Here is a 22,799-nt window from a genome sequence, read left to right on the forward strand (position 1 = left end):
TATGGCGGCCCGACTGGCCCATTGAGGGCCCGTCCGCCCGTGCGGACGTAAGCCAAGCGGACGGATGTCCGCGCCCGGCGTCTGAGGGGCCAAACAACCAAGGGCCGCATGGCGGCCCGACTGGCCCATTGAGGGCCCGTCCGCCCGTGCGGACGTAAGCCAAGCGGACGGATGTCCGCGCCCGGCGTCTGAGGGGCCAAACAAACAGGATTAAAACAATGAGCCATATCAACAGTGTGTTCCGTTGCCCGCCGCGTATCCTGTGTGCGGTTGATGCGCTGGACGGTCTGGGCGCGGTGATGACCGGGCTGGGATCGACGGCGGTGGTGATTGTCTGCGATCCGGGGATTGTGACGCTGGGGTTTGCCGACCGGGCGATCCGGTCGCTGACCGCCGCCGGATGCCGGGTCAGCGTGTACAGTGATGTGTCGGCGGACCCGCCGACCACGGTGGTGGAAGCAGCCGTGGCGGCGGCCCGCGCGTTCGGGGCCGATGGCGTGGTCGGTCTGGGCGGCGGCAGTTCGCTCGATACCGCCAAGCTGGTGGCGCTGATGGTGCCGAATGATCAGCCGCTGGCGGAGATGTACGGTCACGATCTGGCGAAGGGCAAGCGCCTGCCGCTGGTGCAGGTGCCGACCACCGCCGGGACCGGGTCGGAAGTGACGTGGGTGTCGGTGGTGACTGACGAGGCCCAGCAGAAGAAGGCCATTTACGCGCCGCAGCTGTTGCCGGACGTGGCGCTGCTGGATCCGACCCTGACCGTCGGCCTGCCGCCGAAGGTGACGGCGGCGACCGGTCTGGACGCCATGGTGCACGCTATCGAGGCCTATACCAGCCGCACCCGCAAGAACCCGATTGCCGACGGTCTGGCCACTTCGGCCCTGCGGCTGCTGGCGGGGAATATCCGCACCGTGGTGACGGATGGCAGCAATCTTGCCGCCCGGGCGGCGATGTTGCAGGGCTCGCTGATGGCCGGGATGGCCTTCGTCAACGCTTCGGTGGCGGCGATCCATGCGCTGGCCTATCCGCTGGGGGCGCGCTACCACATTCCGCATGGCCATTCCAACGCGCTGGTGATGGCGCAGGTGATCCGCTTCAACCTGCCCGCCGCCCTGCCGCTGTACGCGGAGCTGGCCGACTGCCTGCTGCCGGGGCAGCAGTTCGCGACGCCGGAACAGGCGGCGGAGGCCTTTGTGGCGGAGATTGAGGCGCTGGTGCCTGCCACCGGGCTGGAAACCCGTCTGTCGGCACTGGGGGTGGCGGCGGACGCCATTCCGTCGATGGCGGAAGAGGTGGTGATCGGGATCCGTCGTCTGATCGACTGCAACCCGCGTGACATGACGCAGGCGGATGTTGAGGCGATCTACCGCAGTATTTTCTGATCCGGTTTTTCCGGACTGGACGGGATGGCCCTGCTGCAAGGCGGGGCCATTCCTGTTTTTCAGGTAGGGCTTTCCGGGGGGGGGGGTATGCTCTTCACAGAGAGGGGGGAGTCCGTTAGACTTCTTCTGATTACAGGAAGGCGTGAACGGCATGCAGGGCGGGGCTTTTTCAGGGGCAATCCGGACCGTTGCCGTCCGGATGGTTACGGCTGTGGTCATGCTGGCCGGAGCCGTCTGGCTGGGGCTGGACCTTTACGCCAGCCGCGAAAGCATCCTGACGGAAAAGCGGGATCTGGTGCAGCAGAAGAGCCAGTTCATGAGCCAGTGGTTCGGAACGACCATTCTGTCCGCCGATTATGTGCTGCGGGATATTCTGGGGCGGGTGGCCCCGTCCGGACTGGGACCGCAGGCGGGGACGCCACACTGGCGGGAGCAGATGAACCGCCTGTTGCAGCAAAAAAAGCAGTCGCTGGAGGCTCTGGAAGGACTTTCCGTCTATGGGCCGGACTGTGTGTTTCTGGTCGCGGCTGATCCCAGAGTGATCGGGTTCCGCAGCAATCAGTCGTTCTGCCGGGATCCGTCGGTGCCGGTTTCCACCGAGACGGTCGTTCAGTATATGCCGACCGAACGCTCAGCCAGTCACCGTCCGGTGCTGCTGGTGTCCCGCAATATGGTGGATGCCGACGGGAAGCTGGTGGCCGGGGCGCTGGCGGCGATTGACCTGAGTTTCGCTCAGAACTGGCTGAACGGTTTTCCGGTCGGCCCGCGTGATGTGCTGGCGGTTGTTGATGGCGAGGATACGCTGCTGGCCCGCAACCCGCTGATCCCCGATGTGATCGGCCGCCGGGCCCCGGCCCCGCCGGGGCAACCGTCCTTTGGCGAAACCCGGGGCAGTGCCAGCTTTCTCGCCACCTCGCCGTTTGACGGGCGCGCGCGCATCTTTGGTATCAGCAAGATTGAACGGATCCCCCTGCTGGTGATCGTCGGTCTGGACCGCGAGGACGTGCTGGCGGACTGGCGGCACCGTGCGGTGCTGGTGGGGGCGGGGTATCTGGTTCTGACCGGGCTGGTGTTCGGCCTGATACGGGCGCACCGGGTGGCCCTGCGGCAGCGGGAAATGATGCACCGTCTGGCCGTCACCGATCCGCTGACCGGCATTGCCAACCGCCGCCATCTGCTGGAAGCTGCGGAACAGGCCGTGCATCAGGCATGGCGGGACGGAACCCCGCTGTCGGTGCTGCAACTGGATATCGACCATTTCAAACAGGTCAATGACCGCTGGGGGCATCCGGTGGGGGACCGGGCCATCTGCCTGCTGACGCAGGAGATGGCGACCCACGTCCGCCCGGAAGATACCATCGGCCGTCTGGGGGGCGAGGAATTTGCCGTTCTGCTGCCGGGGCTGGAGCGGGCACAGGCTGTCGCCGTGGCGGAACGGCTGCGGCAGGCAGTGGCGGAGGCCCGCTTTGACGCTGGCAGTGGCGGGGCGCAGGGGATTACCGTCAGCATCGGCGTGGCCGATCTTCAGGACAGCGACACCGGATTTGACGGTGTGCAGCTGCGGGCCGACGCGGCCCTGTACCGCGCCAAGGCTTCAGGCCGCAACCGGGTGATTGCGGCCTGACGGACTCGGCGACAGAAGGGGCGCTCAGGGCACATCGGGCCGGGCATGGGCCGGAAAGGCCGGACGGCTGAGCAGACGCCGGTAATAGCCGGTGATTCCGGGCAGGTCCGGGCGCTGCATCGGCATGTGCAGCCAGCGGTGCACCGAAACCCCCAGCACCACATCAGCAAGGGTGAACGTCTCCCCGGTGACATAGGCCCCGGTGCGGCTGATCTGGTCGTCCAGCAGACCCATGGTGCGGTTCCATCCGGCAATGCCTGCGGCCAGCGCCTGCGGGTCGCTGTGGGCCGGGCTTTTGCGGATCAGCCCCATGAAGGGGGTGCGCCAGGAGGTGTTCAGCTCGGTCGCCTGCCAGTCCATCCACTGCTCCACCCGTGACCGGGCGGTGATGTCCGCTGGCAGAAGGTCGGTCCGACCGGCCTTGCCGGCCAGATAGCGGCAGATGGTGTTGGATTCCCACAGGACATGACCGTCATCGGTCAGCACCGGGATCAGGCCGTTGGGGTTCAGGGCCAGCACTTCGGGCACCGGCTCCGGCCCCGGAGCGTCGTAGTTCTGGGCGGCGCGGGCAATGGTCAGCCCCAGTTCATCGCACAGCCACAGCACTTTGCGCACATTGATTGAAGACGGGCGGCCATACACCGTAATCATTGCCGTTTCCTCCATGATGGTCTCTGCCGGGGGCGATCTGTCAGCGCGCAGTGTTTCATGGTTTCTGGCTGTCGTGCAGCCCGTGCCGGAGGCGGTATGGGCGGTGATTTCTCCGCTGCCAGCTGAGAAAAAGTTGTCCTTATGAAAAATAAGGAATTCTGAGCGGTGTATTCAAACGCTGTTCAGTTGGCCTCTGGCATTCTGTGCAGACTGATGAAAGCGCCGGAAAACAGCAGAGATTGCAGGAAACTTCCCGGTCAGGCGTATCAGGATCAGAGATTTATAAATGTGTGGGGGCCGTGTCATGCGTACCATTAAAATCTTTCTGTCCGGTTTGCTGGCGGGGGTTGCCCTGCTGTGGCTGGCGGCAGAGCCCGGGGTGTTTCATCTCACCGGCTTTTTCCCGCTGCGCAATGCGATGGCGCAGCTGACCGGGGTGCTGGCGATCACCTGTATGTCGGTGGCGATGGTGCTGGCGGTGCGTCCCCGCTGGCCGGAACGCTGGTTCGGCGGGCTGGACCGCATGTACCGGCTGCATAAATGGCTGGGCATCAGCGCGCTGGTTCTGGCGGTGACCCACTGGCTGTGGGCCAAGGGGCCGAAATGGGCGGTGGGTTTCGGCCTGCTGGACCGCCCGCAGCGCGGGCCGCGTCCGGTTGCGGACGGGGTGGTGGAGCAGACCCTGCAATCCCTGCGCGGCACGGCGGAAGGGGTCGGGGAATGGGCCTTTTACGGGGCGGCGGCGCTGATGGTGCTGGCCCTGATCAAGTGGTTCCCCTACCGCTGGTTCTTCAAAACCCACCGCATTCTGGCCATCAGCTATCTGGTGCTGGTGTTCCATGCCGTGGTGCTGCTGAACTTTGTCGACTGGCTGACCCCGCTGGGGCTGCTGATGGCGGCGCAGCTGGCGGCAGGTTCGGTGGCGGCGGTGATCGTGCTGCTGCGCCGCGTGGCGGTGACCCGCAAGGTGGAGGCAACGGTGGCCGATGTCACCTATTACCCCGGCGTCCGCACGCTGGAAATGGCGGTGGCGGTGCCGGAGGGCTGGCCGGGCCACAAGGCCGGGCAGTTTGCCTTTGTCACCACCGATCCGGCGGATGGGCCACATCCCTATACCATTGCCTCGGCCTGGGCGGGCAGTGACAACCGGCTGACCTTTATCGTCAAGGAACTGGGCGATCATACCGCCCGTCTGCGGCAGACGGTGCAGCCGGGGCTGCCGGTGACGGTGGAAGGCCCCTATGGCTGCTTCACCTTTGAGGACGACGCTCCGGAACAGATCTGGGTCGGTGGCGGGATCGGCATCACCCCCTTTGTGGCCCGCCTGAAGGATCTGGCGGCGCGGTCGGGGGCGGCCCCACGGACGGTGCATCTGTTCCACACCACTGCCGACCATGACGAGGCGGCGCTGGCGAAGCTGCGGGCCGATGCGGCGGCGGCGGGGGTGACCCTGCATATTCTGGTCGACAGCCGCGACGGCCGTCTGGATGGGGCAGCGATCCGGGCGCGGGTGCCGGGGTGGCGTCAGGCCAGCCTGTGGTTCTGTGGCCCGGCGGGGTTCGGGCAGGCCCTGCGGACCGATTTCTCGGCCTGCGGCCTGCCGGACAGCCGGTTCCATCAGGAACTGTTTGCCCTGCGATAAGGGCAGAGGGTTTTGGGGGTCAACTGCGGGCGGCGGTTGACCCCCGGATCACACAGCGGCCGCTGAGGACGATCTTGCGGACCGGCAGGTCGTCCCGCTCCAGCCGTTCAAACAGCAGGGCCATGGCGGTGGCGCCGATTTCCTGCACCGGCTGTTCAATCACCGTCAGGCCGGGGCCGACCAGTTCGGTCCATGTTTCGTTGTCAAACCCGGCCACCGCCAGCCCGTCCGGCATCGTCAGCCCGGCCGCGCGCACGGCCCGGGTTGCCCCCAGCAACAGCTGACCATTGCTGACCACCACCGCTTCGGGCCGGTCGGTGCCCTCCAGCAGGGCGGTGACATGGGCTTCCGCCGCCGCCGCCTGCGGGGCGATGAAGGTGGCCTCCGGGGTCAGCCCGTGGCGGTGCATGGCGGCGGCGTAACCATCGTGCCGTTCCACCCCGGTGGTGCTGGTGTTGCCGAACAGCCCGTGGATCCGGCGGTAGCCCTGTGCCACCAGATGATCGACCAGCAGGGTGCTGGCCCCGGCATTGTCCAGCACCACGGCATCGTGCAGGCCGGGGGGGCCGCTGCGGTCAATCAGCACCACCGGAAAATCCAGCGCAAAGCGATGCAGGGCTTCACAGGTGGTGCGGGTTGGTGCGAAAATCAGTCCGGTCACCCGTTCTTCCTGCATCAGGCGCAGGTACAGTTCTTCCCGGTCGGGGTTTTCATCGGTATTGCACAGAATCACCCGCATCCCGGCGTGATAGGCGGCCTCTTCCACCGCCCGGCTGACGGCGGTGAAGAAGGGGTTGCGGATATCCGACACCACCAGCCCGATGGTCTGGCTGTGCTGGGACCGCAGGCGACGGGCGGACAGATTGGGGCGGTATCCGGTGGCCCGGATGGCCTCCTCCACCCGGAGGCGGGTTTCGCCGCTGACCGGCCCGTTGCTGAGGGTGCGGGATACCGTCGCCACCGAGACCCCGGCATGGCGGGCCACATCCTTGATGCTGACGCTCATCCCCGGGTCCTTTCAGGGCAGGAGTCGGTGGGGTTTATGATAACGTTTCCAATCATTATTGATCCATAATAGGCCAAGAAAACAAGCTTTCAAGCCATGTCTGCACGATGACGATGGCGGTGGATTGACAATTTTTGTGTAAACGTTTTCAATCATCGAAACAGGCAGCGAAACACCCGCGCCGGAGTGTGGCGGTTTCAGGGGTGGAACGGTGCCGACGCATCGCACGAGGAAGCGCCATGGACCTGTCTTCGCAAACCAGCCCGCTGCTGACCCCCGCCCTGATCTGCCTGGGTGCCGCCCCGGCGGACAAGGGGGCTGCCATCGCCGCCGCCTGCCAGCTGCTGATCGATGCCGGATACGTTGCCCCCGGCTTCACCGCCAGTGTTCTGCGGCGGGAGCAGGTGGCCAACACCTTCCTCGGGCACGGGGTGGCGATCCCCCATGGCATGGTGGAAGACCGGGCGCTGGTGCTGAAGGACGGTATTGCCATCGTGCAGGTGCCGGGCGGCGTGGAATGGAATGCCGGGCAGTCGGCCCGGCTGGTGGTGGCGATTGCCGCCCGTTCCGATACCCATATCGCCGTGCTGCGGCGTCTGACCCGGCTGTTGCAGGATGAGGCCGGTCTGGCCGCCCTGTGTGAAACCCGTGATCCCGCCGCCCTGCTGTCTGCCCTGAATGACGCCCCGCCCATCGCCCCGGCCGCCACGGGCCCGGCGACGGATCTGGGTGACGGGTCCGCCCGGTTTGACTGGGTGGTCGATTATCCGACCGGCCTGCATGCCCGCCCGGCGTCGGCGTGGGTGGAAGCCGTCCGGCCCTTTGCCGCGCAGGTGCAGGTGCGCAGCGGAGACCGGGTCGGCGATGCCAAGGCGCTGGTGTCGCTGCTGCAACTGGGGCTGTCCTGCGGCGATGCGGTGGTGGTCTCGGCGGAGGGCCGTGATGCGGTGGCGGCGGTGGCAAAGCTGAAGAGTGTGATCACCGGCCTGAGTGCGCAGGAAAAGGCTGATGCCGCCGCTGCGGCCCGCAAGGTGGCCCCGGTGGAGGCAGGCTGGACTCCGCCGTCGGCCCTGCCGGTGATTGCCGGTCTGCCCGCCAGCCCCGGTCTGGCGCTGGCCCCGGTGCATGTGCTGCTGCCGGTGGATGCGGCGGTGCCGGACCATCCGGTGTCGCTGACCGAAGGCGGTGCCCTGCTGGATGATGCCCTGACCGCCACCCGCCAGCAGCTGCGGGCGCTGGCCGATGATACCGGGCGCCGTCTGGGCGCGGCGGAGGCCGGAATTTTCACCGCACAGGCGGAACTGCTGAACGACACCGATCTGATCACCCTGACCTGTCAGCTGATGGTGGAAGGCCATGGGGTGGCGTGGGCCTGGCACGAGGCGATTGAGCGTAAGGCGGGCAGCCTTGCCGCACTGGGCAATCCGGTGCTGGCCGCCCGGGCCGCCGATCTGCGCGATGTCGGCCGCCGGGTGCTGGCCCGTATCGATCCGGCGCTGGGGGCGTCGTCGCTGGCGACCCTGCCGGAAACCCCGTTCATTCTGGTCGCCCCCGACCTGTCACCGTCGGACACTGCGGCGCTGGACATGAACCGGGTGGTCGGTCTGGCCACCGCCCATGGCGGCCCGACCTCCCACACCGCCATTCTGGCCCGCACGCTGGGGCTTCCGGCGCTGGTGGCCGGGGGGGCGGCGCTGCTGGATCTGCCGTCCGGCACCCCGGTGATCCTCGACGGTCAGGGCGGGCGGCTGTACCTCAACCCCGGGGCCGCCGACACCGCGTCGGCGGAGCGCTGGCGGCAGGACCGGCTGGCCCGGCAGGAGCGCGAGGCCGGAGAACGCGGCCTGCCTGCCCGCACCACCGATGGCCATACCGTTGAAATCGCCGCCAACATCAACAGTGCCGATCAGGTGGCGATGGCGGTGGCGCAGGGGGCGGAAGGCGTCGGCCTGATGCGCACCGAGTTCCTGTTCCTCGAACGCGGGGCGACCCCGGATGAGGAGGAACAGTATGCCGCCTACCGGGCGATGGCGCAGGCGCTGGACGGCAGGCCGCTGATCGTGCGGGCGCTGGATATCGGCGGTGACAAGCAGGTGGCCCACCTGAACCTGCCGAAGGAAGACAACCCCTTCCTTGGGGTGCGCGGGGCGCGTCTGCTGCTGCGCCGTCTGGATCTGCTGGAACCGCAGATGCGGGCTCTGTACCGCGCCGCCCGCGATGGCGGGGCGCTGTCGGTGATGTTCCCGATGATCACCAGCGTCGAGGAAATTCAGGCCCTGACCGCCCTGTGTGAGCGGATCCGGGGTGAACTGAACGCCCCGAAGGTGCCGCTGGGCATCATGGTGGAGGTTCCGGCGGCGGCGGTGCAGGCCGATGTGCTGGCCCGCCATGTCGATTTCTTCTCGATCGGCACCAACGACCTGACCCAGTACACGCTGGCGATTGACCGTCAGCACCCGGATCTGGCGGCGGAGGCCGACAGCCTGCATCCGGCGGTGCTGCGTCTGATCCGCCAGACGGTGGAGGGGGCCTCCCGCCATGGCCGCTGGGTCGGCGTCTGCGGCGGCATCGCCGGGGATCCGTTCGGGGCCGCCCTGCTGACCGGCCTTGGCGTGCAGGAACTGTCGATGACCCCGCGTGATATTCCGGCGGTGAAGGCCCGGCTGCGCCATTCGGCACAGGCGGATCTGACGGCGCTGGCCCTGCGGGCCCTGAGCTGTGAGACGGCGGCGGATGTGCGGGCGCTGGACGGTGCCGCCGGGGGGCAGTCATGAGTCCCGGCCCCTCCGTCATCACCGTGACCCTGAACCCGGCGATTGACCAGACCATCACGCTGGACCGGCTGTCGGTCGGCCATGTGCAGCGTGCCAAGGCGGTGCAGCACAACGCCGGGGGCAAAGGGGTGAATGTCGCCGGTTGCCTCGCCGACTGGGGGGTGCCGGTGGCGGCCACCGGCTTTCTCGGGGCCGACAATCAGGCCCCGTTTACCGCGTTCCTCGATGCCAAGGGGATTGCCGATCACTTCATCCGGGTGCCGGGGGAGACCCGCACCAACATCAAGATCGCCGATCTGTCGGCGGGGGACACCACGGATATCAACCTGCCCGGCCTGACCGCCAGCGGTACGCACTGGGCTGCCCTGACCAAGGGGCTGTCGCAGATGGTTCCGGCGGGGGCGCTGGTGGTGCTGGGTGGCAGTCTGCCGCCGGGACTGCCGGACCATGCCTATGCTGATCTCTGTGATCTGCTGACGGCTGCCGGAGCGCGGGTGGTGCTGGATACCAGCGGGGCTCCGCTGACGGCGGCGCTGGCCTCGGCCGGGGCAAAGCCGTGGTGCATCAAACCCAACCGGGCGGAACTGGAAGGCTGGGCCGGGCGGCCGCTGCCGGACCGGGCGGCGCTGCTGGATGCGGCGGCGGATCTGCTGGCGCTGGGGCTGGGGCAGGTGGTGATCTCGCTGGGGGCGGACGGGGCGCTGTTCATCGACGGCGGGCAGGCGGTGCAGGTCCGGCTGCCGCCGGTGCAGGCGGTCAGCACCGTCGGGGCCGGGGATGCCATGGTGGCGGGCCTGACCGCCGCCGCGCTGGCCGGTCTGCCGCTGGAGCAGACGGCGCGTCTGGCGGCGGCCTTTGCCTGCGCCAAGCTGGCGCAGGTCGGGCCGCATCTGCCGGAGCGGACGGTGGTGGAGGCCCTTGCCGCCGCCGCCGAGACAACCGTTCTGGCCTGAGCGGCCGGGTTCAGTCTTTGGGATAACAGACGGGCAAAGCCCATTCGGGGAAAACGGCGGGGATCCCCCCGTCAGGAGGAAACCATGACCACCATTCTTGCTGTCATCAACGCCGGGCCGAAAGCGACGCTCGGTGTACTGGCCAGCGAGGCGCTGCGCAAGGCCGCGTCCGCCGCCGGGCTGTCCCTGCATGTGGAACTCAGTGGCGGCGGTGCCGTCAGCACCCCGTTTTCCGGCGCGGCGCTGGCGTCCGCCACCGGAGTGATCCTTGTCGGGGCCGATGCCGGGGATGCCAGCCGGTTCGCCGGTCTGCCGGTCGTCACCGTGCGGGTGGACGACGTTCTGGCCGATGCGGCGGCGGTGCTGGCGCGCCTTCCGGCGCCTGTCCCGGCGGCTGTTACCGCGCCGGCGGCGCTGCGGCTGGTGGCGATCACCTCCTGCCCGACCGGGATTGCCCATACCTTTATGGCGGCGGAAGGGATTACCGCCGCCGCACAGGCCCTCGGCCATGCGGTCAAGGTGGAAACACAGGGCTCGGTCGGGGCGCAGAACACCCTGACGGCGCAGGAGATTGCGGCGGCGGATCTGGTGATCATCGCCGCCGATACGCAGGTGGACCTGACCCGGTTTCAGGGCAAGCGGGTCTATCAGACCGGCACCAAACCGGCGATCAACGACGGTAAGGCCCTGATCGCCAAAGCGGCGGCGGAGGCCAGCGTGCTGTCCGGGCAGGCCGATGGGACGACACAGCATGTGGCGCTGACCGACAGTGTCGCCGCCGCCAAGGCGGACCTGAATGCCCAGCGCAGCGGCCCGTACAAGCACCTGATGACCGGTGTGTCGTTCATGCTGCCGTTTGTGGTCACCGGCGGGCTGCTGATTGCCATCGCTTTCGCGCTGGGCGGCATTTACGCCTTTGACGAACAGTACAAGGGCACGCTGGCCTATACCCTGTTCACTATCGGGGCCAAGGGTGGTTTCGCGCTGATGGTCCCGGCACTGGCCGGGTATATCGCCTATTCCATCGCCAACCGCCCCGGCATTGCGCCGGGCATGATCGGCGGGATGATTGCCGCCAATATCGGGGCCGGGTTCCTCGGCGGGATCGCCGCCGGGTTCATCGCCGGATATGGCGTTGAGTTCCTCAACCGTCACATCCGCCTGCACCGCAACCTTGAAGGCCTGAAGCCGGTACTGATCCTGCCGATCCTCGGGTCGCTGCTGACCGGTCTGCTGATGGTCTATGTCATCGGCACCCCGGTGGCCAGCCTGCTGGCGGCGCTGACCGAGTGGCTGAAGAACATGCAGGGCAGCAGTGCCGTGCTGCTGGGCGTGCTGCTGGGGGCGATGATGGCCTTCGACATGGGCGGCCCGGTCAACAAGGCGGCCTATGCCTTCTCCACCAGCCTTGTCGGCACCGGCGTCTATATGCCGATGGCGGCGGCGATGGCGGCCGGGATGACCCCGCCGCTGGGCATCGCGCTGGCGACCCTGCTGTTCAAGGACCGTTTCACCACCGATGAGCGCGAGGCCGGAAAGGCGGCGGCGGTGCTGGGCATTTCCTTCATCACCGAAGGGGCGATCCCCTTCGCGGCCAAGGATCCGCTGCGGGTGATTCCGGCGCTGATCGCCGGGTCGGCACTGGCCGGGGCGATTTCGATGGCCTTCGCGGTGGAGCTGAAGGTGCCGCACGGCGGGATTTTCGTGCTGCCGATCCCCAACGCGGTGACCCATCTGGGCGGCTATGTGCTGGCCTTGGTGGCCGGAACGGTGGTGACGGCGGTGCTGCTGCGCCTGCTGAAGAAGAAAGCGGCCTGAAGCGTACTGTGATGGTTGAAAATGGGGCGGGGACCGGTGGTTCCCGCCCCGTTTGCCTTTCAGAATCCCTGCCAGAATTCCTTTCAGCCGCAGCCGCTGTCAGGCCCGCGTGGGGTCAGCAGCAGGGGCAGGTACAGCCGCAGCCAGCCGCCCAGCGCCAGCGCCCACAGGGTGGCGGCGGGCCAGTAGGGCGGGCCGGGGGGATGCGGCATCAGCCCGGCATCGGGCAGCACCCGGGCGGCGGCGGCCCCGGCGGTCAGCAGCAGCAGGGCAGGCACCGTGCGGGGAAAGGGCAGGGAGCGCCCGGTGTGGAACAGCCCGGCGATGGAAAACACCATCAGCACCCCCATCCCCAGCCCGCCGATCAGGGCAACATGCAGCCCGGCCACCGGGGGCGGCGGCAGCCCCAACCCGGCGGCTCCGGTCAGGATCAGGCCGGTTCCGGCCCCGGCGCTGCTCAGGCACAGGCCCCACAGCTCCGGGCGGCGGAACTCCGGGCCGACAAAGGTTTCGCCACAGCGGTCAAGGAAGGCGGCCCCGGCGGCAATCAGCAGATAGGCCGACACCGCCGGAGACATCCCGGCCAGCGACGCCGCCAGACACAGGGCGGTCAGGCCGGGGGCAAGGGAAATCCGCCCCGGATGCGGCCGGAACGGCGTGGTGGTTTCGCCGGGATCAAGGCACAGATTGGTCACCGGTACCGAGACCCGCGCCAGCACCAGCCCCAGCAGCCCGAGGTAACTGAGGCTTACGGCCCACAGGGCGGAACGGCTGAGATCCTCCTGACCGCTGGCCAGTCCCCAGCGCAGGGCGGCGGCGGCCCCGGCCAGCACCGCCAGCCACAGAAGCACCGCCCGGGCGCGGTCCGGGTGCCGCCGCCACCCCTGACCGGCCTGCCAGATCAGGGCGGCCAGCCACGCCAGATCCGCCAGTCCTGACAGCCAGCCGAGAGGGGAGGACCCGATCAGCCCGGCCAGCCGCCCGACCGCCCACAGCAGGGCCAGAGTGCCCAGCCTGCGGCCCTGCCAGCGCGGGATGCCGGTCCATTCCGGCAGGGCGGTGGTCAGGAAGCCGATCAGCGCCGCCCCGAAGGTGCCGAGCAGCATTTCGCTGCCATGCCACAGGGATGGGGAGATCCGGCTGGCGGGCAGCGACAGCCCCGCGGCCACCACCCACAGCAGCGGCCACAGCGCCCCGTGCAGGGCGGCCAGCGGAAAGAACAGGCGCAATCCTTCCCGGCTGAGACGCCGGAAGAGGTCCGGTTGCAGGGGCGGGGGGCAGGAGGTCATGGCAGGCGCCGTTCATCAAGGTCATTGAGATGGGCGAATAGGGGGGAGGACGACAGGGCCGCGCGGACAAAGGCGAACACCGCGCCGTCGTCGCGCTGGCCGGGCTGACCCGGCGGGCGGCATTCGCCGGTCAGGCCGCGCCCGTCCGGGTTCATCACCACAATGCGGTGGGCGATGCGGGCGGCTTCCTGAAGGTCGTGGGTGATGAACAGGGCGGCAAAGCGGGCGGTGGCCGCCGCGTCGGTCACCAGATCCTGCATCCGCCGCTTCAGGGCCGGATCAAGGGCGGTGAACGGTTCGTCAAACAGGATCACCGGCGGGCCATCGGCCAGAGCCCGGGCAATGGCGGTGCGCTGCCGCATGCCGCCGGACAGTTCCGCCGGATAGCGGTCCAGATCCTCCGGCAGCAGGGCGACCTGCCGGGCCACCGCCTCCACCCTGCTCCGGCGGTCCCGGCGGGGCACCCCGGACAGGCGCAGGGGGAGGGCGATGTTATCGGCGGCGGTGGCCCATGGCAGCAGCCGGGGATCCTGAAACACCATGCCGCACCGGCCGCCGGGAAGATCCCGGTGGCCGCGCAGCGGGGCCAGCACCCCGGCGGCGATATGGGCAAGGGTGCTTTTGCCGCAGCCGGAGGGTCCGGCAAGGGCCACCACCTCGCCCGGGTTCACCGTCAGGCTGATGCCGTCAAGGATGGTCCGGCCGAGAAAGGCGTGGCCGATGCCGGTCAGGGTCAGGGCTGCCGCCATCAGAAGGTGGCCTTCAGCCCGGCGTAGAAGGACCGCCCGTCACCGGGCAGGTAGACCGCCTGTGTCGCCTGTGCGGCATCAACCACCAGCGTGGAGGCGGCATAGGCGGTGTCAAACAGGTTCCGCACCTCGCCGAACAGGCGGACGCTGTCGGTCAGCTGATATCCGGTGCGCAGGCTGACCACGGCATAGGGGTCGTTGTACAGGGTGTTCATGTTGTCCACCGGTGTTTTGACCGGGATCCAGTCCAGGTCCGACCCCACCGACCACGCCCCGGTCAGGGCGTAATTGACTGACAGCGACACCACATGCGGCGGGGCTCCGGCCAGCCGGTTGTTGCCGCGCAGCGGATCGTTGACGAAGCGGAATTCCTGAAGGGTGTAGCCAAGCCGGGCGTCCAGACCGTCACTCAGGCGGGCGGACAGCCCCAGCTCCAGCCCGCTGTGGCGGGTGTCCCCGGCATTGACCGCCCCCAGCGGTGCCCCGGTGGAATCGCGCAGGCTGAGCAGTTCGTTCTTCACCCACGCGGTATAGACGGTGCTGTCCACCGTGACCGCGCCGACCGGGCCGCGCCACCCGGCTTCCAGCGTGGTGGCGGTCTGGGCCTTCAGGTCCGGGGTCCGGTAGGCATCGGCCGCCAGCGCCGGGTTGCCGGGGGTCGGGCGGCCGGGGCTGCTGTTGGGGGTGCCGTTGACGGTTGCCAGCAGATCATCGTGGGTCGGCGGCTCGAAACTGCGGCTGACGGCGGTGAACAGCCGGTGCCCGGCGGCGGGCTGCCAGCTCAGGCCCAGAGACGGGCTGACGGCGCTGTAGCTGCGGTCGTAACTGGTGGAGCGGGTGGGCACCGCCCCATCGGGCAGGGCCACCCCGGGATTGGCCGGATTGTAGGCCAGCGTTGGCCGGGTGGCGGCACCGTAGATGTCTTCGCTGGTACGGGTGGCATAGGAATAGGTCAGCGACGGCGACAGGGTGAGGGTGTCTGTCACCGGCACATTGACGGTGCTGGTGGCGGACAGGGTGGTGGCGTCCAGATCATTGCGGCCGAACAGCTGGCCCTTGCTGCCGGAGCGGTTGAGGTAATCGCTCCGCTCGGCGCTGCCGATCACATAGCGCAGGGTGGTTTCCACCAGCGGCAGATCATTCCCGCCGGGATCATAGGCATGGCGGGCGACAAGGGTGGCATCGCTGCCGCTGATCTCGCGGATGCCGGAGCTGACCGGAAACCGGAAGCTGTCCTCGGTGTTGGTGACGCCGACGGCGACATCAAACAGGTGGTCTCCGGTCTCGAAGGAGGTGCGGTTGCCGAAGCGGACCTGTGTGGCCTCCCGCTGCGGGCGGTCGCGGCGGACATTGGGCCCGGCCTGCGTGGCGATGCCGCCGACGATCACCGGCCCGCCGTGCACCTGCTGCGGATTGCTGTCCAGCCTCTGTTTCGTCAGCGGACCGGAAACGTCAAAGGCCAGATCGGTATAGCCAAGGAAGAAGCGGGTGCTGACATGGTCACTCAGCACTGCCCCGGCGTTCAGGTCGAAGGTGGTGCGGTCGCCGCTGTTGTGGTCGCGGTAACCGTCCCGGCGGGCGTGGGTCACCTGTGCCAGACCGTCAACGCCGTCGGCGCTGGCCCCGGAGCGGACCGAGGTGGCCAGATGCCCGTGGCTGCCGCCTTCAAGGGTGACGGTGTTGCCGGGATGGCTGCTGCCGGTGGGGGAAACGGTGTTGATGGCCCCGCCCAGCACCGTCGCCCCCAGCCGGTTGGCGGTATAGCCCCGGTAGATCTCGGTGGTGGCCGCCGCCGCCGGGGTGGCGAACCCGGCAATGTAAGATCCATCGGCCCGGTTGAGCGGCAGGCCATCCTGAAGGGCGAGGATGCCGCGTTCCACCGGGTTCTGTTGCAGGCCGGAGCCCCGGATCTGGATCCGGGGCTGATCATTGCCGCCGAAGAAGGTCTGCACCACCACACCCGGCGTTCCCTTCAGGGCATCGGCGATGGTGCGGGTGGCGGTGTCGGGGTGGTCCTCCGGCCCGGTCACCGCCACCCCGCCGGGGATGGCCTGAAGCCGCCGGCGGGCGTCTTCCTCCGGCGTCGGGGCGGTGACGGTGACGGCAGGCAGGGCCACCGCCGCGCCGGGGGCGGCAGACTGGGCCAGCGCCGGGGCGGCGGACAGCAGGGATGGAACCGCTGCGGCGGAGGCCAGCAGCAGGGAACGCAGGGGCGGGCGAAAGGACATCGCAAAACCTCGTATGAAGATCGGACTGTTATGGTCGGGAAGGGGCAGGGGGCAGGGCGGCGCGGCGCACCCCCCATGGGCGGGCAGCGTCCCGCCAGACCTCGGTTTCCGCCTGCAACGGCCGCAGGACGGCGTATTCAAGGGTGATCAGGCTGGCGACGGCGATCACCACCCACGCCAGTGCCGCAGGCACATCCAGCGCGGCGCGGGACAGGGCCAGCGCCCCGCCGATTCCTCCGGCGTTGGACAGCAGCTCGGCCATGACCGCAACCTTCACCGCGCCGCCAAGGGCCAGTGTCAGGGCGGGAAACAGCGGTATCAGGCAGTGGCGCAGCCCCAGCAGCCACAGGCGGTGCAGGGCGGTGGCCCCGAAGGCGGTGGCCATCGCATCCAGCCCACGGTCACGGGTGCCGATCCCTTCCGCTGCGGCGACAAAAATCACCGGCAGGGCGGCGATCAGCACGGTCAACAGCACGGTGCCGTCGCCCGGACCCAGCCACAGCATGGCCAGCACCAGCCAGGCAATCGGCGGCACCCCGGTGATCACCGTCAGCACCGGGCGGGCCAGCCGCAGGGTGGCCGGAGAATACCCGGCGGCGATTCCGGCGCTGACCCCGAGGCAGACCGCCCCGCAAAAGCCCGCCCCGGCCCGCAGCAGGGTTTCGGCAATGATCTGCCACGACGCCGGGGTGCCAAGCAGCCGGAGGGCGGTGCGGGCGGTCTCCAGCGGGGCGGGCAGGATAAAGGCCCCATAGTGTTCGTGCCCGGCCTGCCACAGGGCGGCGATCAGGGCCAGTCCGGCCAGTCCGGCCCAGCCGCCCCACAGGCTGCGTCCGATCCGGGACAGGCGCAGCCCGGCGGCCCGGAGCAGGGCGTTCAGAGCCGGGGGTGTCGCCGTCATAGGTAAAACTCCGCATCAAGGGGCCGGGAGCGGTCTGTGCTGGCATCGGGCGGCAGCAGGGAAAACAGCCGTTCCAGTGCCGGGCGGACCTGCCGGGCCGGAAGGGCGGACAGGTTGGAGGTGGCGATTGACCGGCTGAGGACATCGGCGGGGAAGCCCAGAAGATCGCTGGCATGGCGGGCGGCGGCATCGGGATTGGCAAGGGTGTCGGCGGTGGCGCGGGCGATGGCCTGTTGCAGACGGAGGGCGGCGTCGGGGCCAAGACGGTCCAGCCCGGACGGGGTCGCCCCCAGCCCGGCCTGCGGCAGCACCGCATCGCTGCCGGTGGCGCTGGCCCACGCCTGTTGCAGGTCGATCATCCGGTGCAGGGTCTTGCCGAACAGCTGGGCGGCTTTCAGCAGGGCGGCGCTGGCGGCGGGTTCCGGCAGCAGGGCGCAGTCGGCCCGTCCGGTCAGCAGCATCTGCACCGCCTCCACCGGTGAGGCGGTGACCTGTACGGTCAGGTCCTGTCCCGGCGTCAGGCCATGGTGGCGCAGCAGATGATGCAGCAGCAGATCGGGGATGTCGTTCCGGAACGGCACCGCCACAGTCCTGCCGCGCAGGGCGGGCAGGGTGGTCAGCCCCGGATCGGCGGATACCATGTACAGCAGGCCGGTGGTCATCACCGACACCAGCCGCACCCTCAGCCCGCGCTGGTATAACGAGGCGGCGGTCTGGGTCGGCAGCACCATAATGTCCATGGTGCCGGAGGTCAGCCCGGCCCGCAGGTCATCGGGGGTCCGCCACACCCGGATCTCGGTTCTGTCGGCAAGGGGGCTGAAGGCCCCGGTGGCGGCCCCGTGGGCCAGCGTGATTGTCGGCCCGGCGGGCGGTCCCCAGATCGTCAGGGGGGTGGACCGGGGCTGGCTGGCACGGGCCCGGCGGGGCAACGGCAGGGAAGACGCCGCCAGAGCGGTCAGACCGGACAGCAGGGCGCGGCGGGACAGGGCAGACATGGCCGGATCTCCGGAACGGGCAGCCGGGGAGGTCCGGCCTGAATTGACGGTGATAATGAGAGTCACTATCAATTGATTGCCTTGACCGTGGTCAAGGCGTTCCGCAGTTCCAAAAGAAAACGCCCGGTCCAGAGAACCGGGCGTTGCAGGGGCGGGGCGTTAAGCGCAGGACGTGCTTACTTCACGCCGCCGCCGAGGGTCTTGTACAGGGTGACCAGCGTTGACAGGCGGGCGACTTCGGTCGTCACCTGTTCCTGCTGGGCAGAGAACAGCGAGCGCTGGGCATCCAGAACACTCAGGTAGCTGTCGATGCCCCGGTCATAGCGGGCCTGCGACAGTTGCAGGCTGTTGGAATAGGCATCGACCAGCGCGTTCTGGGCCTGTAGCTGTTCGCCGTAGGTGCCCCGGGCGGCCAGCGAGTCCGCCACTTCGCGGAAGGCGGTCTGGATCGCCTTCTCGTAGTTGGCGACGGCGATGTCCTTGGTGGCCTTGGCGCTGTCGAGTTCCGCCTCGTTCTTCCCGGCATCAAAGATCGGCAGGCTGAGCGACGGGGCAAAGGCCCAGGCCCCGGACCCGGCCTTGAACAGGTTTTGCAGGGTGCTGCTGGACAGGCCGAACGACCCGGTCAGCGAGATGGTCGGGAAGAAGGCGGCGCGGGCCGCCCCGATGTTGGCATTGGCCGACTTCAGGGTATGTTCGGCCTGTGCGATATCCGGGCGGCGCAGCAGCACGTCAGACGACAGGCCGACCGGGATATCTTCCACCAGCTTCACGGTACGCAGATCGCCCGGCACCGCCACATCCACCGGCTCGCCGACCAGCAGGCTGAGGGCGTTACGGTCCTGTTCCACCTGACGCAGATAGCGCAGACGGCTGGCGCGGGCGGTTTCGACCGAGGAGCGGGCCTGCGACACATCCAGCTGCGATCCGACCCCCAGCTGGAAGCTGCGTTCAATCAGTTGCAGCGACTGCTGGCGGCTTTGCAGGGTCTCTTCGGTCAGGGCCAGCAGCTTGCGGTCGCCGAGCAGGGTCAGGTAGGCGTTGGCGACTTCAGCGATCAGCGAAATCTGGGCGGCGGTGCGGGCTTCCTCGGTGGCGAGGTAGCTTTCCAGCGCCGCGCTTTCCAGACTCCGCACCCGCCCGAACAGATCCAGCTCGAACGAGGTCACCGCCAGATTGGCGGAGTACTTACGCGAAATCATATCCCGCGCCGGGGTCGCGGTGCTGGCGTTGCGCGGGGTCCGCTGGACGCTTTCCCCGGCGGTAGCGTTGACCTCCGGCAGGGTGTCGGCTTCCCGCACGCGGTAGGTGGCGCGGGCCACCTCCACGTTCAGGGCGGCCACCCGCAGGCTGCGGTTGGTTTCCAGCGCCTGCCGGATCAAACCTTGCAGGGTGGGATCGGTGAAAAACTGCTGCCACGGAATATCGGCCCACACCGGGGCATCGGCGGCAGTCGGCCCGACCCCGGCGAGGGTGGCACCGTTCTGCGGCAGGGCGGCCGGGACCGGCGCGGCCGGACGGTCATAGTCCGGGACGAGGGAGCAGCCCGCCAGCAGCAGGGCGGCGGCGGCCGTCATCAGCGGCATACGCAAAGAGGTCATGGTTGTCTCGCGGACAGGGGGCTGAAGGGAACGGACGGCCATCATTCAGCCTCCGCGACCAGATGCAGGCGCTTCGGCTTTTTGCCGAACCAGCGCTGCACCACGACGTAGAACACCGGCACAAAGAAAATGGCGAGGAAGGTGGAGGCGATCATCCCGCCCATCACGCCGATCCCGATGGCATTCTGCGCCCCGGATCCGGCACCGTTGGCAATCGCCAGCGGCATCACGCCGAGGATGAAGGCCAGCGAGGTCATCAGGATCGGCCGCAGACGCTGCTGGGCCGCCTCGATGATCGCGCCGCGCAGGGCCCGGCCGTTATCGTGCAGGTGTTTGGCAAATTCCACGATCAGGATGGCGTTTTTCGCCGCCAGACCGATGGTGGTCAGCAGACCGACCTGAAAATAGATGTCGTTGGTCAACCCGCGCACGGTGACGGCCGCGACCGCCCCCAGCACGCCCAGCGGCACCACCAGCATCACCGCGAACGGCACCGACCAGCTTTCATACAGGGCGGCAAGACACAGGAACACCACAAGGATCGACAGGGCATACAGGGCCGGGGCCTGTGATCCGGCCAGCCGTTCTTCATAGGACAGGCCGTTCCACGAGAAGCCGATCCCGGCGGGCAGTTTGGAGGCCAGCTCTTCCATCACCGCCATCGCCTCGCCGGAGCTGTGGCCGGGGGCCGGAGCGCCGTTGATGTTGCGCGACGGCACACCGTTGAAGCGTTCCAGCTGCGGCGACCCGTAGCTCCACGAGCCGGTGGCGAAGGTGGCGAACGGGATCATCTCGCCGGTCTTGTTGCGCACTTCCCAGCGGTTGAGGTCATCCGGGGTCATGCGGTACGGGGCGTCAGCCTGAAGGTAGACCTTCTTGACGCGGCCTTTGTCGATGAAGTCGTTGACGTAGGACGAGCCCCACGCCGCCGACAGCGTGCTGTTGATATCCGACAGCGACAGGCCGAGGGCCTGCGCCTTCTCGCGGTCCACCGACACCCGGTACTGCGGGGTGTCTTCCAGACCGTTGGGACGGACTGCCATCAGGGCCGGATTCTGTGCCGCCATGCCGAGAAGCTGGTTGCGCGCCGCCATCAGGGCCTGATGGCCGACACCGCCCCGGTCCTGCAACTGGAAGTCAAACCCGCTGGCATTGCCCAGTTCGATCACCGACGGCGGCACAAAGGCGAACACCATCGCTTCCTTGATCTGGGACAGCGCCCGCATGGCCCGCCCGGCAACCGCCTGCACCTTCTGCGACGGCTCCTTGCGCAGGGACCAGTCCTTCATGCGGACGAAGGCCATCCCGGCGTTCTGTCCCCGGCCGGAGAAGTTGAAGCCCGACAGGGTGAACACGCTGTCCACGGTGCCGGTTTCCTGCTCCAGGAAATACGTCTGCACCCGGGTCATCACCTCGGCGGTCTGTTCGCGGGTGGTGGAGGCCGGGGTGGCGACCTGCACGAACATGATGCCCTGATCCTCGTCCGGCAGGAAGGCGGTCGGCATCCGCACGAACAGGAAGCCCAGCAGCCCGACGAAGGCGACATAGATCAGCAGCATGCGCCCGGCGCGGTGGACCACATAGCGGACGGAGCTGACATAGGCGCTGCGGCTGCGGTTGAAGCCGCGGTTGAACAGGCCGAAGAATCCCTTGTCCGACCAGCCGTGGCCCTGATGGACCTGCTTCAGCATGGTGGCGCACAGGGCCGGGGTCAGGATCAGGGCCACCACCACCGACAGGGCCATCGCCGACACCAGCGTCAGCGAGAACTGGCGGTAAATTGCCCCGGTGGATCCGGTGAAGAACGCCATCGGCACGAACACCGCTGACAGCACCAGCGCGATGCCGATCAGGGCCCCGGTGATCTGCTCCATGGAGCGGCGGGTGGCTTCCTTCGGCGGCAGGCCGGTTTCCGACATCACGCGTTCGACGTTTTCCACCACCACGATGGCGTCATCGACCAGCAGGCCGATGGCCAGCACCATGGCGAACATGGTCAAGGTGTTGATGGTGAATCCGCAGGCCGCCAGCACGCCGAAAGTGCCGAGCAACACCACCGGCACGGCTATGGTCGGGATCAGCGTGGCGCGGAAGTTCTGGAGGAAGACGAACATCACCACAAACACCAGCACGATGGCTTCGGCCAGTGTTTTCACCACTTCTTCAATCGACAGGCGGACGAAGGGGGTGGTGTCATAGGGGTAGACGACCTCGACGCCTTCCGGGAAGAAGGCTTTCATCGCCTCGAATTCTTTCCGGACCAGATCGGCGGTGGTCAGGGCGTTGGCCCCGGTCGCCAGCTTGACGGCCAGCGCCCCGGCGGGCATGCCGTTGTAACGGGCGTCGATTTCATAACTTTCCGAGCCCAGCTCGAGGCGGGCGACATCGCGCAGGCGCACCTGCGAACCGTCGGCGTTGACGCGCAGCAGGATCGCCCCGAACTGGTCCACTGTCTGGAGGCGGCTCTGGGCCATGATGGTGGCGTTCAGGCGCTGACCGGGCAGGGCGGGCTGGCCGCCGAGCTGCCCGACGGAGACTTCCGCGTTTTCCGCCTTCACGGCGGCGACCACATCGGCGGTGGAGAGCTTGTAGCTGATCAGCCGGTCCGGGTTCAGCCAGATGCGCATGGCACGCTGGGAGCCGAACACGGTGACTTCACCGACGCCGGAGACGCGGCTGAGCTGATCCTGCACCTTGGAAACCAGAAGGTCGGCCAGATAGGCCTGATCATAGCGGCCGTCCTTGGACACCAGCGCCGCCACCACCAGAAAGTTCTTGGTCGCCTTGGCAACGCGCACACCCTGCGCCTGCACTTCCTGCGGCAGCAGCGGCATCGCCAGTTGCAGCTTGTTCTGCACCTGCACCTGCGCGATGTCGGGGTTGGCCTTGGACTCGAAGGTCAGGGTGATCGAGATGTTCCCCGCCGAGTCACTGGTCGAGGACATATAGCGCAGGTAATCGAGGCCGTTCATCTTCTGCTCGATCACCTGCGTCACGGTGTTTTCCACCGTCTGCGCCGAAGCGCCGGGGTAAGACGCACTGATCTGGATGGTCGGCGGCGCAATGCGCGGATACTGCTCGATCGGCAGCGCCAGAATGGACAGCGCCCCCGCCAGCATGATGACGATGGCGATCACCCATGCAAAGATCGGGCGATCAATGAAAAAGCGTGACATAGGGGTCCCC

15 protein-coding genes are annotated in these 22,799 nt (G+C 68.1%); 6 read left to right on the forward strand and 9 right to left on the reverse strand.

Going from position 1 to position 22,799, the window contains the following annotated elements:
- Nucleotides 1-218: 218 nt before the first annotated feature.
- Together FHS48_RS03880 and FHS48_RS03885 are read left to right on the forward strand one after the other, a co-directional pair.
- Nucleotides 219-1,382 (forward strand): iron-containing alcohol dehydrogenase, encoded by a 1,164-nt coding sequence (locus tag FHS48_RS03880; RefSeq protein WP_184261611.1) that lies wholly within the window; start codon nucleotides 219-221, stop codon nucleotides 1,380-1,382.
- Between the two features lie 199 nt (nucleotides 1,383-1,581).
- Complete coding sequence (locus FHS48_RS03885) at nucleotides 1,582-3,006, forward strand: sensor domain-containing diguanylate cyclase (protein ID WP_260402327.1); 1,425 nt, start codon at nucleotides 1,582-1,584, stop codon at nucleotides 3,004-3,006.
- 24 nt (nucleotides 3,007-3,030) lie between these two features.
- Here the strand turns inward: FHS48_RS03885 and FHS48_RS03890 are convergent, their stop codons facing one another.
- A complete protein-coding gene (locus FHS48_RS03890; RefSeq protein ID WP_184261613.1) occupies nucleotides 3,031-3,657 on the reverse strand; it encodes a glutathione S-transferase family protein in 627 nt (208 codons plus the stop codon).
- A 304-nt stretch (nucleotides 3,658-3,961) separates the two neighbouring features.
- Between FHS48_RS03890 and FHS48_RS03895 the strand changes: the two genes are divergently transcribed.
- Nucleotides 3,962-5,299 (forward strand): ferredoxin reductase family protein, encoded by a 1,338-nt coding sequence (locus FHS48_RS03895; RefSeq protein ID WP_184261615.1) that lies wholly within the window; start codon nucleotides 3,962-3,964, stop codon nucleotides 5,297-5,299.
- 19 nt (nucleotides 5,300-5,318) lie between these two features.
- Here FHS48_RS03895 and FHS48_RS03900 read toward each other — a convergent pair whose 3' ends face one another.
- Nucleotides 5,319-6,305 carry a LacI family DNA-binding transcriptional regulator gene (locus tag FHS48_RS03900; RefSeq protein ID WP_184261616.1) on the reverse strand — a complete coding sequence of 329 codons (987 nt, stop codon included), beginning with the start codon at nucleotides 6,303-6,305 and terminating at the stop codon, nucleotides 5,319-5,321.
- Between the two features lie 239 nt (nucleotides 6,306-6,544).
- On the opposite strand from FHS48_RS03900, the gene ptsP reads away from it, so the two are divergent.
- The 3 genes from ptsP (at nucleotide 6,545) to FHS48_RS03915 (ending at nucleotide 11,850) form a co-directional block, all read left to right on the forward strand.
- Nucleotides 6,545-9,079, forward strand: coding sequence for a phosphoenolpyruvate--protein phosphotransferase (ptsP, locus tag FHS48_RS03905; protein ID WP_184261617.1), 2,535 nt, complete (start codon nucleotides 6,545-6,547; stop codon nucleotides 9,077-9,079).
- Complete coding sequence (gene pfkB, locus FHS48_RS03910; RefSeq protein WP_184261618.1) at nucleotides 9,076-10,032, forward strand: 1-phosphofructokinase; 957 nt, start codon at nucleotides 9,076-9,078, stop codon at nucleotides 10,030-10,032. Before ptsP ends, pfkB begins: the two co-directional genes overlap by 4 nt.
- An 84-nt stretch (nucleotides 10,033-10,116) precedes the next feature.
- On the forward strand, nucleotides 10,117-11,850 hold the full coding sequence (locus FHS48_RS03915) for a fructose-specific PTS transporter subunit EIIC (protein ID WP_184261619.1): 1,734 nt from the start codon (nucleotides 10,117-10,119) through the stop codon (nucleotides 11,848-11,850).
- A gap of 83 nt (nucleotides 11,851-11,933) precedes the next feature.
- On the opposite strand, the gene FHS48_RS03920 is transcribed toward FHS48_RS03915, so the two are convergent.
- The 7 genes from FHS48_RS03920 to FHS48_RS03950 all read right to left on the reverse strand — a co-directional run bounded on the left by FHS48_RS03920 (nucleotide 11,934) and on the right by FHS48_RS03950 (nucleotide 22,789).
- The gene (locus FHS48_RS03920) at nucleotides 11,934-13,139 is read right to left on the reverse strand and encodes an NnrS family protein (RefSeq protein ID WP_184261620.1); all 1,206 of its coding nucleotides are present in this window, start codon (nucleotides 13,137-13,139) and stop codon (nucleotides 11,934-11,936) included.
- On the reverse strand, nucleotides 13,136-13,888 hold the full coding sequence (locus tag FHS48_RS03925) for an ABC transporter ATP-binding protein (protein WP_184261621.1): 753 nt from the start codon (nucleotides 13,886-13,888) through the stop codon (nucleotides 13,136-13,138). Before FHS48_RS03925 ends, FHS48_RS03920 begins: the two co-directional genes overlap by 4 nt.
- Nucleotides 13,888-16,116: a TonB-dependent receptor family protein gene (locus tag FHS48_RS03930; protein ID WP_184261623.1), complete on the reverse strand. Its 2,229-nt coding sequence runs from the start codon at nucleotides 16,114-16,116 to the stop codon at nucleotides 13,888-13,890. The genes FHS48_RS03925 and FHS48_RS03930 overlap by 1 nt, the downstream gene beginning before the upstream one ends.
- 28 nt (nucleotides 16,117-16,144) lie before the next feature.
- Entirely contained in the window at nucleotides 16,145-17,017 is an 873-nt protein-coding gene (locus FHS48_RS03935) for an ABC transporter permease (protein WP_184261625.1), read from the reverse strand.
- Nucleotides 17,014-18,012, reverse strand: coding sequence for an ABC transporter substrate-binding protein (locus FHS48_RS03940; RefSeq protein ID WP_184261627.1), 999 nt, complete (start codon nucleotides 18,010-18,012; stop codon nucleotides 17,014-17,016). Before FHS48_RS03940 ends, FHS48_RS03935 begins: the two co-directional genes overlap by 4 nt.
- Nucleotides 18,013-18,188: 176 nt before the next feature.
- Nucleotides 18,189-19,658, reverse strand: coding sequence for an efflux transporter outer membrane subunit (locus FHS48_RS03945; protein ID WP_311769075.1), 1,470 nt, complete (start codon nucleotides 19,656-19,658; stop codon nucleotides 18,189-18,191).
- Nucleotides 19,655-22,789, reverse strand: coding sequence for an efflux RND transporter permease subunit (locus FHS48_RS03950; protein WP_184261629.1), 3,135 nt, complete (start codon nucleotides 22,787-22,789; stop codon nucleotides 19,655-19,657). The genes FHS48_RS03945 and FHS48_RS03950 overlap by 4 nt, the downstream gene beginning before the upstream one ends.
- Between the last annotated feature and the right edge of the window lie 10 nt (nucleotides 22,790-22,799).

Source organism: Novispirillum itersonii, from assembly GCF_014205675.1.
Taxonomy (GTDB): Bacteria; Pseudomonadota; Alphaproteobacteria; order Rhodospirillales; family Rhodospirillaceae; genus Novispirillum; species Novispirillum itersonii_A.

What these genes read in the sequence shown, in the direction of transcription:
- FHS48_RS03895 (WP_184261615.1), top strand. Translation starts at nt 3,962, where the DNA reads ATGCGTACCATTAAAATCTTTCTGTCCGGTTTGCTGGCGGGGGTTGCC.
- FHS48_RS03915 (WP_184261619.1), top strand. Translation starts at nt 10,117, where the DNA reads ATGACCACCATTCTTGCTGTCATCAACGCCGGGCCGAAAGCGACGCTC.
- FHS48_RS03930 (WP_184261623.1), bottom strand. Translation starts at nt 16,116, where the DNA reads ATGTCCTTTCGCCCGCCCCTGCGTTCCCTGCTGCTGGCCTCCGCCGCA.
- FHS48_RS03935 (WP_184261625.1), bottom strand. Translation starts at nt 17,017, where the DNA reads ATGACGGCGACACCCCCGGCTCTGAACGCCCTGCTCCGGGCCGCCGGG.
- FHS48_RS03885 (WP_260402327.1), top strand. Translation starts at nt 1,582, where the DNA reads ATGGTTACGGCTGTGGTCATGCTGGCCGGAGCCGTCTGGCTGGGGCTG.
- FHS48_RS03925 (WP_184261621.1), bottom strand. Translation starts at nt 13,888, where the DNA reads ATGGCGGCAGCCCTGACCCTGACCGGCATCGGCCACGCCTTTCTCGGC.
- FHS48_RS03880 (WP_184261611.1), top strand. Translation starts at nt 219, where the DNA reads ATGAGCCATATCAACAGTGTGTTCCGTTGCCCGCCGCGTATCCTGTGT.
- FHS48_RS03900 (WP_184261616.1), bottom strand. Translation starts at nt 6,305, where the DNA reads ATGAGCGTCAGCATCAAGGATGTGGCCCGCCATGCCGGGGTCTCGGTG.
- pfkB (WP_184261618.1), top strand. Translation starts at nt 9,076, where the DNA reads ATGAGTCCCGGCCCCTCCGTCATCACCGTGACCCTGAACCCGGCGATT.
- FHS48_RS03920 (WP_184261620.1), bottom strand. Translation starts at nt 13,139, where the DNA reads ATGACCTCCTGCCCCCCGCCCCTGCAACCGGACCTCTTCCGGCGTCTC.
- FHS48_RS03940 (WP_184261627.1), bottom strand. Translation starts at nt 18,012, where the DNA reads ATGTCTGCCCTGTCCCGCCGCGCCCTGCTGTCCGGTCTGACCGCTCTG.
- FHS48_RS03945 (WP_311769075.1), bottom strand. Translation starts at nt 19,658, where the DNA reads ATGATGGCCGTCCGTTCCCTTCAGCCCCCTGTCCGCGAGACAACCATG.
- ptsP (WP_184261617.1), top strand. Translation starts at nt 6,545, where the DNA reads ATGGACCTGTCTTCGCAAACCAGCCCGCTGCTGACCCCCGCCCTGATC.
- FHS48_RS03950 (WP_184261629.1), bottom strand. Translation starts at nt 22,789, where the DNA reads ATGTCACGCTTTTTCATTGATCGCCCGATCTTTGCATGGGTGATCGCC.
- FHS48_RS03890 (WP_184261613.1), bottom strand. Translation starts at nt 3,657, where the DNA reads ATGATTACGGTGTATGGCCGCCCGTCTTCAATCAATGTGCGCAAAGTG.